This is a genomic window from Geminicoccus sp., from assembly GCF_035556675.1.
In the GTDB taxonomy this organism is placed as follows: domain Bacteria; phylum Pseudomonadota; class Alphaproteobacteria; order Geminicoccales; family Geminicoccaceae; genus Geminicoccus.
Genome location: NZ_DATMFZ010000120.1, coordinates 1 through 9,641, shown reverse-complemented (window position 1 = coordinate 9,641; position 9,641 = coordinate 1). Strand labels below are relative to the sequence as shown.

Below are 9,641 nucleotides of genomic sequence, written 5' to 3'. Positions count from 1 at the left end.
GTGGCCGCCCATGCCGGCTCGCTCGGCCAGTTCGCCGGGGTGCGGCTGATGACGCTGGGCGACGGGGTGGAGCGCGGCATCCGCATGCTGGAGTTCCGCACCGGCACCGGCCTGCGCTTCACCGTGCTGGTCGACCGGGCGCTGGACATCGCCGACTGCGAACTGAACGGCAGGGCGATCGGCTGGCACTCGCCGGCCGGCTTCCGCCACCCGGGCCTGCATGAGTACGAGGGCGAAGGCGGGCTCGCCTGGCTTCGCTCCTTCTCGGGCCTGCTGGTGACCTGCGGGCTGGACCACATCCTGTTCATGGACGAGGAGCCGGCGGAACACTTCGTCTATGGGCCCCGCAAGACGGTGAGCCACTCCATCCATGGCCGGGTGTCCACCATCCCGGCCAGGCTCACCGGCTATGGCGAGCGCTGGGACGACGACGAGTGCTGGCTGTGGTGCGAGGGGATCGTCCAGCAGGCGGCGGTGTTCGGCGAGGACCTCCATCTGGTCCGCCGGATCGAGGTCAAGGTCGGCACCAACGAGATCCACCTGCACGACCGGGTGGTGAACCACGGCTTCTACCGGACCCCGCACATGTACTGCTACCACATCAATGTGGGGTATCCGGTGCTGGCGGACGGGTCCCGCTACCTGGCACCGATCACCGACGTGGTGTGGGCGGGCCATGCCGGCGAAGCCTACCACAGGCAGGGTGTGGGCTACCGGACCATGCCGGCCCCCCAGCCGAACTTCCACGAGCAGGTCTGGCAGCACGAGCTGGCGGCCACGGGTGCCGGGCAGACCTCGGTGGCGCTGGTCAACGATGCGCTCGGCCTGGGCTTCGAGGTCGAGGTGCGCAAGGACCAGTTCCCCTGCATGTTCGAGTGGCAGAACCTGCAGGCCGGCCAGTATGCGCTGGGCCTGGAGCCATCCACCAACCATGTGCTGGGCCACGCCTACGCCCGTGAGCATGGCGAGCTGATCTGGCTGGAGCATGGCGACGAGCGCGCCTACGATTCCACCTTCCGGATCCTGGACGGCGCGGACGCGATCGCGGCCGCCGAGCAACGGATCACCGATCTCGCGCGACAGCCGGACGAGGACTATCCGGAACCGTCCAACCAGCACCGCCCGCTGCGGGGCCGGCCGTGACCGGGCAGCTCACGGTGGCGGGCCGCACGGTCCTCTATACCGGTGCCGCCGGCGGCCTCGGCATCGAGACCAGCCTGGCCTTCCTGGAGGCCGGTGCCCGGGTGGTGGCGGTCGACAACGACCCCGCCAAGGTGGCGCGGCTGGAGGCGGCGGCCGCAGAGGCGGGCCATGGCCGGCTCCTGGTCCGGCGCTACGACCTGTCCGACCTCCAGGGTCTCCGAGACGGGCTGGGCGCCACCGCGGCCGAGGTCGGCGGGTTCGACATCGTCATCAACAACGCGGCGATCTATCCGGCCAAGCCGTTCGAGGACTTCACGATCGAGGAGTTCCAGGCGGTCCAGCGGGTCAATGTCGATGCCGGGATCGTCTGCGTGCAGGTGGCGCTGCGGCACATGCGCGAGCAGGGCTTTGGCCGGATCATCAACATCGCGAGCGTGACGCTCTCTGGCGGATGGGCGAATCTCGCCCCCTATGTCCAGTCAAAGGCGGCCCTGGTGGGCTTGGCCCGTGCCTGGGCGCGCGAGTTCGGGCCCTACGGCATCACCGCGAATGCCATCGCCCCCGGCGCCTTCCCGACCGATGCCGAGAAGATCCATCCGGACCCGGAGGGCTACAACCGCTTCGTCCTGGAGCGCCAGGCGATCAAGCGGCGCGGCCATCCGCGCGACATCGCCAACGCGCTCCTGTTCCTGGCGTCCGAGGAGGCCGGGTTCATCACCGGCCAGACCCTGAACGTCGATGGCGGCTGGTGGATGGACTAGCCGCACCGCCCCTTCCCCGCCCCCTTCTCCCTGCAAGGCCAGCTGATCCCATGGGCATCCTTTCCGGCTACCGCGTCCTCGACTGCTCCATCGCCATGGCCGGGCCGTTCGCCGCCCAGCGCCTGGGCGATCTCGGCGCCGACGTCATCAAGGTCGAGCCGGTCACCGGCGAGTGGCAGCGCCATGTCGCGGCCGGCGGGGCGCGCGGCAACCGCGTGAACGTCTCGTTCCTCTCGCTCAACCGGAACAAGCGCTCGCTGGCGGTCGACCTGAAGTCGCCGGACGGCAAGGCCCTGCTCCTGGACCTGGTCAAGCAGTCTGACGTGTTCCTGCAGAACTACCGGCCGGGCGTGGCGAAGCGGCTGGGCGTGGACTACGAGAGCCTGGCGGCGATCAACCCGCGCCTCGTCTATGTCTCGATCTCGGGCTATGGCGAGGACGGGCCATATCTGAACCGGCCGGGCCAGGACCTGGTGCTGCAGGGCATGTCGGGGGCGATGCTGTCGGCCGGTCGCGAGGGCGAGCCGCCCACGCCCGCCGGCCAGTACCTGGTGGACGCGATCACCGCCTACAACGCCTTCGAGGGTGCGCTGGCAGCATTGCTCCATCGCGAACGCACCGGCGAGGGCCAGCTCGTCCAGGTCAACATGCTGGACTCGATCACCACGATCCAGATGCAGGAGCTGTCCGTGTTCACGGTGGCGGGCAAGCCGCAGCAGCGCTCGGCTGAGCCGCATGCCCATGTCTATATCCGGGCACCCTACGGCGCCTTCGCGACCTCGGACGGCTTCATCATCGTGGCCTTCCCAAAGCTCAGGACGCTGGGAGAGGTGATCGGCGAGCCGTCCTTCCTCGAGATGGACGACGAGACCGACACCTGGACCCGGCGCGACGAGATCTTCGCCAAGACCCGCGAGCGGCTGAAGACCAGGACCTCGGCCGAATGGCTGGCAGCCATGCGCCAGGCCGACATCTGGTGCGGCCCGGTCTATGGCTATGCCGATCTGGTCGAGGACGAGCAGATCCGGCACAACGGCACCTTCGTGGAATACGACCACCCGACGGAGGGTCACGTGAAGACGCCGGGCTTCGCGATCCGGTTCTCCAAGACCCCCTCCGTGGTCGAGCGCGGGGCACCGGTGACCGGCCAGCACACCCGCGACGTGCTGAAGGAGATGGGCCTGGACGAGGCCAGGATCGACGAGCTCCTGAAGAAGGGTGTCGTCGGCGAGGAGCAGGTCTGACCATGAGCGACGATGTCCGCTTCGAGACCGACGGCCACCTGGCCGTCATCACCCTGAACCGCCCGGCCAAGCTGAACGCGGTGACGCCGGCGATGGCGGATGCGGTCGTGGCGGCGGTCGAGGAATGCAATGCCAGCGACACGATCCGCTGCGTGATCGTGACCGGCACCGGCAAGGCGTTCTGCGCCGGCTCGGACATCGCCGAGCTCGACAGCTACGAGACCCCCTGGCAGTTCCGCAACCGGCCGGACTATTGCGACGCGATCCGCCGCCTGCTGAAGCCGTCGATCGCCGCGGTGAACGGCTATGCGTTCGGCGGCGGGCTGGAGACCGCGCTTTCCTGTGACATCCGGATCGCCGCGGAGACCGCGCAGTTCGCGGCACCCGAGATCAAGCTCGGCTGGATCGGCGGCGGCGGCATGGCTTCCTTCCTCGCCCATTCGATCGGCCCGTCCAATGCCGCCATGATGATCATGACCGGCGACCCGATCCCGGCCGGCCAAGCCCATGCCTGGGGCCTGATCAGCGAGATCACCGCACCTGACCGGCTGCTCGACCGGGCCAGGGAGATCGGCAGCACGATCGCCAGCCGGGCGCCGATCGCGGCGGAGACCGCCAAGCTCAACCTGCGCGCCGCCTTCACCATGCCGCTGGAGAAGGCCATCGAGTACGAGCGCGACCTGCAGACGATCTGCTTTGCCACTGCGGACGCCGCCGAGGGCCGTGCGGCGTTCAAGGAGAAGCGCCAGCCGGTGTTCCGGCGGAAGTGATCGGGGTGCGGCCGGAGAGCAGCGGCGTCTGCCTGGTCGTGGCGTTCACTTGTAGCTGACGGTGGAGGAACCCGGCGGGCCGGCATCGGCTAGAAGGGCAGGCTGAGGCGGCTGACGCGTTGGCCTGTCCTGCCCACCGCAATGGGACCTGGCGATGTCGACGGCCACCTCCGTGCTGCTCTTCCTGGTCGCTCTGTTCCTCGGGATCGGCGGCGGCTGGCTGATCGCGCTGGGTGGCAGCTGGTACTATCTGATCGCCGGGATCGCGTTCGCCGCCGCCGCCATCCTGGTGTTCCGCCGCCGTCCGGGGGCGCGGCTGGTCTATGCCGGCATCATCCTGGGCACCCTCGGCTGGGCCTTGTGGGAGGTCGGACTGGACTGGTGGGCGCTCGGCACGCGTGGCGGGGTCGTGGTCCTGCTCGGCCTCTGGCTGCTCACCCCCTGGGCGATCGGCCGGCGCTCGGGCTGGGATCTCGGCCGCGGCGTCCTGGCCCTGGCCGTCCTGGTCTCGGTCGGCGCTGCCGGTGCCTCGCTGCTGCACGATCCGCATGACATGCCGGGCCGGCTCCCGAGCGATCCGGTGACCCCGGCGGCTGCCGAGAGCCCGGTTCCGCCGGGCGAGTGGCACCACTACGGGCGGACCCTGCATGGCCAGCGCTATTCGCCGCTCGACCAGATCAACGCCGAGAATGTCGACCAGCTGGAAGTCGCCTGGACCTACCGCACGGGCGACGTGAAGCGCCCTACCGACGTGACCGAGACGACGTACCAGGTGACGCCGCTGAAGGTGGGCGACCTGCTCTACCTCTGCACGCCCCACAACCTGGCCATCGCCGTCGACGCTGCGACCGGTGAGGAGCGGTGGCGGTTCGACCCGCAGATCCCGGAGGAGCAGGACCGGCAGCACCAGACCTGCCGCGGCGTGTCCTACCATGCCGATCCGGCCCGGGCCAGGCAGGCCTGCGCGGCACGAGTGTTCCTGCCGACTGCCGACGCAAGGCTGATCGCGCTGGACGCGGCGACCGGAGAGGTCTGCCCGGGCTTCGGCGAGAACGGGACGGTGAACCTCTGGGCCAACATGCCCAACCAGAAGAAGGGCTACTACTACTCGACCTCGCCGCCGGTGGTGGCGGCCGGACTGATCATCGTGGGCGGCTCGGTCAACGACAACTATGCGGTCGAGGCACCTTCCGGCGTGATCCGGGCCTACGACATCGACACCGGCGCCCTCGTCTGGAACTGGGATTCCGGCAATCCCGACCGCACCACGCTGCTCGGCCCGGACGAGACCTACACGCCGAACTCGCCGAACAGCTGGTCGGTGTTCAGCGCCGACGAGGAGCTGGGCCTGCTCTACGTCCCGCTCGGCAACCGCACGCCGGACCAGCTGGGCATGAACCGCAGCGAGGCCGTGGAGCGCTTCTCCTCGTCGATCACCGCGCTGGACCTGCGGACCGGCCAGGTGCGCTGGGTGCGCCAGACGGTGCATCACGATCTCTGGGACATGGACGTGCCCGCCCAGCCAGTGCTCCTGGACATCACCACCGCGAACGGGGAAGTGCCGGCCCTGGTCGGCCCGACCAAGCAGGGCGACATCTATGTGCTGGACCGGCGCAGCGGCGAGCCGATCCTGCCGGTCGAAGAGGTGCCGGCCCCCGGCGGTGCCATCGAGGGCGACTTCACCGCGCCGACGCAGCCGGTCTCGGCCCTGACCTTCATGCCCGAGCCGCTGCGGGAAGCGGACATGTGGGGTGTCAGCCTGTTCGACCAGCTGGCCTGCCGGATCCAGTTCCGCTCGCTGCGCTACGAGGGCCGCTACACCCCGCCCTCGCTGCAGGGGACCATCGTCTATCCCGGCAATTTCGGCACCTTCAACTGGGGCTCAGTCGCGGTCGACCCGGTGCGCCAGGTCATGTTCGGCATGCCGACCTACCTGGCCTTCACCTCCACGCTCATCCCGAGCTCGGAGATCGGCCCGAACCAGAAGGTCAACACCGGCGAGGCAGGGCTCAACCTCAACATCGGCGGCGAGTACGGCGTGATCATGGGACCGTTCCTGTCGCCGCTGGGCCTGCCCTGCCAAGCTCCCCCCTGGGGCTATGTGGCGGGTGCCGACCTGCGCACCGGCGAGATCGCCTGGCGCCACAGGAACGGGACGATCCAGGACATGGCCCCGGTGCCGGTCCCGCTGAAGCTGGGCGTGCCCGGCATCGGCGGGCCGATCATCACGGCCGGGGGCGTGGCCTTCCTCGCGGCCGCGGTCGACAACTATCTGCGCGCCTATGACCTGACCACGGGCGAGCAGCTCTGGCAGGCGCGGCTGCCGGCTGGCGGCCAGGCCACGCCGATGACCTACACGGTGGGCGACCGCCAGTTCGTGGTCCAGGTGGCCGGCGGCCATGGCTCGATCGGCACCGATGCCGGGGACTACGTGATCGCCTACACGCTGCCGCGCTCCTGACGCCGGACATGGCCGGCCGGGCGGCAGGAATGGAGTGTCGAAACAATTCTAAGTGCCTGAGCGGCCTGGATTGCTCGGGTTCGTTTGTGCAGATTTACTTTTCACGAACCCGACGAGGCGGCGACCGGCCAGTGGCGCGAGCAAGCGCCGATCATCGCATGAAACCCGTGGCCGGGGGAATGGTTCATGCCGCCCGGAAGCTCGCCCGGAACAGGCGGTTCAGGTCGGCCAGCACCGCGTCGGCTCCCTCGCCCTGCTGCAGTCCCTGGCTGAGCCGCTCGGAGGCCGCTGCCTGAAAGGGCATGTAGCCGTCGTGGCGGGGGCGCAGATAGGAAGCTTCCAGGGTGGCGCGGGTGTTCTGGTAGAAGTTGCCGACCGGGCGGTTCACCTCCGGGTCCTCCCAGGCCAGGGCGTGGCCGGGCTGGCCGCCAGCGGCAGCATAGGGGCCGCGCTGGATGTCGGCGCTGGCGATCCAGTAGGCGAAGTCGATTGCCGCCTCAGGATGCTGCGTGCGGGCCGAGACGGCGATGCCGGTGCCGCCCAGCGTGCCGCCGACCGGGCCGTTCGTGCCGGCTGCGGGGATGTCGGCGAAGGCCAGCCGGCCCGGGCGGAAACCGTCCAGCGCATAGCTGACATAGCCGTAGGTGTAGGGGATGCAGGCAATGGGCGAGCCGGCCTCGGCCATGCACTCCGACGCGGCGATCGGGTCCATCGTGAAGCAGGTGGGATCGACCAAGGCCGCCAGCTCCTGCATCAGCCGATAGACTTCCGTGCCCGCGGCGGAATCGATCAGGTCGCCCGGCTCGGTGGCACAAGGGCTGCCGAGATTGGCGGCCAGCGTGTCGAAGGTCATCAGCGCATGGGGTGCGCGCAGCGGGATCAGCACCTTGCCGACGCGGGCCAGCGCCATCACCTCGTCGAGCCTGGTCGGTGCCGCAGGCAGCAGGTCCGGGCGCCAGGCCTGGACCTGGGTGGCGGCGTCGATCGGGAAGGCCCACTGGCGGCCCTGCCAGTCATAGCTGCGATAGGACGGGCCGACGCTCGCTTCTGCCAGGGCCTGCCGCTCCGCCTCCCGGCCCGGCACGTCGAGCGGCAGGAGGCAGCCCTCGGCGGTGACCTGGCCCACATGGGGGTGGTCGATCACGATCAGGTCGTAGGCCCGGGCCAGCTCGTCCACCGGGAAGGATTCGAAGTCCTGGAGCGAGCGCTTGTCCCAGCTGATCTCCACCCCGGTCCGTTCTCGCCAGAGCCTGGCGCAGGCGACCATCGGGTCGTAGCCGCGCGGGTGGCTCCAGGTCATGCCCTTCAGCGTCACGCTCACAGCCCGAACTCCCTGCGGATGGCCTCGCTCTGCTCGCCGATCTTCGGCGCTGCCCGCGATTGTGGCGGCCGCGCCCCGTCGACCCGGATCGGCGAGCGGGTGGTGGTGATCTGCACGCCGTCGTCGCGCTCGACCAGCTGCAGCATGTCGAGCGCCTGGAAGCCCTGGCTGTCCAGCAGTTCCGGCCATTGCAGGACCTTGGCGCACCAGATGTCGGCCGGCTGGAGGATGCCCAGCCAATGGTCGGTCGTGTCGGTCGCAAGATGCTGGGCGATGATCGCCTTGATCTCGTCGCGCGCGGAGAACCAGGTGGCCGGGTCGGCGCGGTAGGGCTCGAGGCCGGCGATGCCGAGCAGGTCGGCGAGCTTCGGGATCGGCGTCATGGCGATCGCGATGAAGCCGTCCTTCGTCGGATAGACGCCATAGGGGGCGGACAGATAGGCATGGGCGCTGCGGAACGAGGAGCGGCGTGGCAGGCGGCGGCCATCGTTCAGATAGGTGGTCAGCACCTCGAACTGGAAGTCGACCAGGGCCTCCAGGAGGCTGGTCTCGACATGGCTGCCCTGGCCCTTGATCCCGCGCCGGACCAGGGCCGCCAGGATCCCTTGGGCTGCCGCGGCACCGGCCAGCATGTCGGCGATCGCCAGGCCGAACGGTACGGGCCCCTGGTCCTCGTCGCCGTTCAGCCACATCACGCCCGAGCGCGCCTGGGCCAGCAGGTCCTGGCCCGGGAGCTTCACCCAGGGCCCCTCCTCGCCATAGCCGGTGATCGAGGCATAGACGAGGCGCGGGTTGATCGCCTTGGCCGATTCATAGTCCAGGCCGAGGCGGGCGATCACGCCCGGCCGGAAGTTCTGGATCACCACGTCCGCCACCTGGAACAACCGGCGCAGGGCCGCCAGGTCGTCCGGATTCTTCAGGTCGAGCGCCAGGCTCTCCTTGTTGCGGTTGATCGCGTGGAAGATCGTGGAATCGCCGCCGATCTCGGTGTCGCTCAAGTAAAGCCGGCGGCACAGGTCGCCGCCGTCCGGCCGCTCGATCTTGATGACCCGGGCACCCAGGTCCATCAGCCGGAGCGAGCAGTAGGGCCCGGACAGGAACTGGCTGAGGTCCAGCACGAGCAGGCCGGCCAGAGGCAGGTCGCTCTCGGCCGGCGTCGGATCCTCGGTCATGGGGACGGCATCCCTGGAGCACCGGCCCGGGTGTGACAGCCGGCCGGCGTGGTTCTTCTGCAAAAATCATTTTCATATATGAGCGACTGGCGCAAGATCGCGGCGAGGCCAAAGCGTCGGGAGGAGAAGAACCAAGATGGCGAGTGCGACCTACCTGTTCGTGGGCTCCCTGAACCGCCCGGCACCCTATTTCCAGGGGGCCAACGGGGCCGGCCTCTCGCTCTACCGGTTCAACGACGCGACTGGTGCCGCGGAACTGCTCTGCACTGCCGACGACATCGACAACCCGACCTTCCTCACGGTCGATCCGGCCCGATCCACGCTCTATGCGACCAGCGAGGTGTTCAACCGCAAGGAAGGCACGGTCTCGGCCTATCGCTACGACCTGGCTGGCCGGCGCCTCGACTATCTCAACATGCAGCCGGCCCTTGGCAGCATCACCGCCTACAGCAGCCTGGCCGCTGATGGCCGCCTGCTCCTGGTCGCCAACTATGCGATGGGCGAAGGCGGGCCGGATCAGTCGGTGGCAGTCCTGCCGATCGGGGCGGACGGCAGGCTGGGTCCCGCCACGGCCAGCGTCGCCCATGTCGGCAGAGGGCCGAACCAGGAGCGGCAGGAGCGCTCGCACGCCCATTGCGCGATCGAGCTGCCCGGGCATGGCAACATCCTGGTGGCCGATCTCGGCCTGGACCAGGTCGTGACCTACCGGCTGGACGCGGACGGCCAGCTGCAGAAGGTGGGCACCTATGCGACCGCGTCCGGGGCCGGG

8 protein-coding genes are annotated in these 9,641 nt (G+C 69.2%); 6 read left to right on the top strand and 2 right to left on the bottom strand.

The window, feature by feature from the left end:
- From VNS22_RS09765 to VNS22_RS09745, 5 genes are all read left to right on the top strand, one after another.
- A partial coding sequence (locus tag VNS22_RS09765; RefSeq protein WP_325731878.1) for an aldose 1-epimerase family protein occupies positions 1 to 1,143 on the top strand: 1,143 nt, incomplete at its 5' end.
- Positions 1,140 to 1,904: an SDR family NAD(P)-dependent oxidoreductase gene (locus VNS22_RS09760; protein ID WP_325731876.1), complete on the top strand. Its 765-nt coding sequence runs from the start codon at positions 1,140 to 1,142 to the stop codon at positions 1,902 to 1,904. The genes VNS22_RS09765 and VNS22_RS09760, both read left to right, overlap by 4 nt.
- A gap of 50 nt (positions 1,905 to 1,954) precedes the next feature.
- Positions 1,955 to 3,148 (top strand): CoA transferase, encoded by a 1,194-nt coding sequence (locus tag VNS22_RS09755; RefSeq protein WP_325731875.1) that lies wholly within the window; start codon positions 1,955 to 1,957, stop codon positions 3,146 to 3,148.
- A 2-nt stretch (positions 3,149 to 3,150) separates the two neighbouring features.
- Positions 3,151 to 3,918, top strand: coding sequence for an enoyl-CoA hydratase/isomerase family protein (locus VNS22_RS09750; protein ID WP_325731874.1), 768 nt, complete (start codon positions 3,151 to 3,153; stop codon positions 3,916 to 3,918).
- 154 nt (positions 3,919 to 4,072) lie between these two features.
- A complete protein-coding gene (locus tag VNS22_RS09745) occupies positions 4,073 to 6,379 on the top strand; it encodes a glucose/quinate/shikimate family membrane-bound PQQ-dependent dehydrogenase (protein WP_325731873.1) in 2,307 nt (768 codons plus the stop codon).
- A 184-nt stretch (positions 6,380 to 6,563) separates the two neighbouring features.
- Here the strand turns inward: VNS22_RS09745 and VNS22_RS09740 are convergent, their stop codons facing one another.
- Together VNS22_RS09740 and VNS22_RS09735 are read right to left on the bottom strand one after the other, a co-directional pair.
- On the bottom strand, positions 6,564 to 7,700 hold the full coding sequence (locus VNS22_RS09740; RefSeq protein ID WP_325731871.1) for an extracellular solute-binding protein: 1,137 nt from the start codon (positions 7,698 to 7,700) through the stop codon (positions 6,564 to 6,566).
- On the bottom strand, positions 7,697 to 8,872 hold the full coding sequence (locus tag VNS22_RS09735) for a CaiB/BaiF CoA-transferase family protein (RefSeq protein ID WP_325731869.1): 1,176 nt from the start codon (positions 8,870 to 8,872) through the stop codon (positions 7,697 to 7,699). Before VNS22_RS09735 ends, VNS22_RS09740 begins: the two co-directional genes overlap by 4 nt.
- A 136-nt stretch (positions 8,873 to 9,008) precedes the next feature.
- Here VNS22_RS09735 and VNS22_RS09730 point away from each other — a divergent pair.
- Positions 9,009 to 9,641, top strand: a 633-nt coding sequence (locus tag VNS22_RS09730; RefSeq protein WP_325731867.1) for a lactonase family protein, incomplete at its 3' end; no start/stop codon positions are given.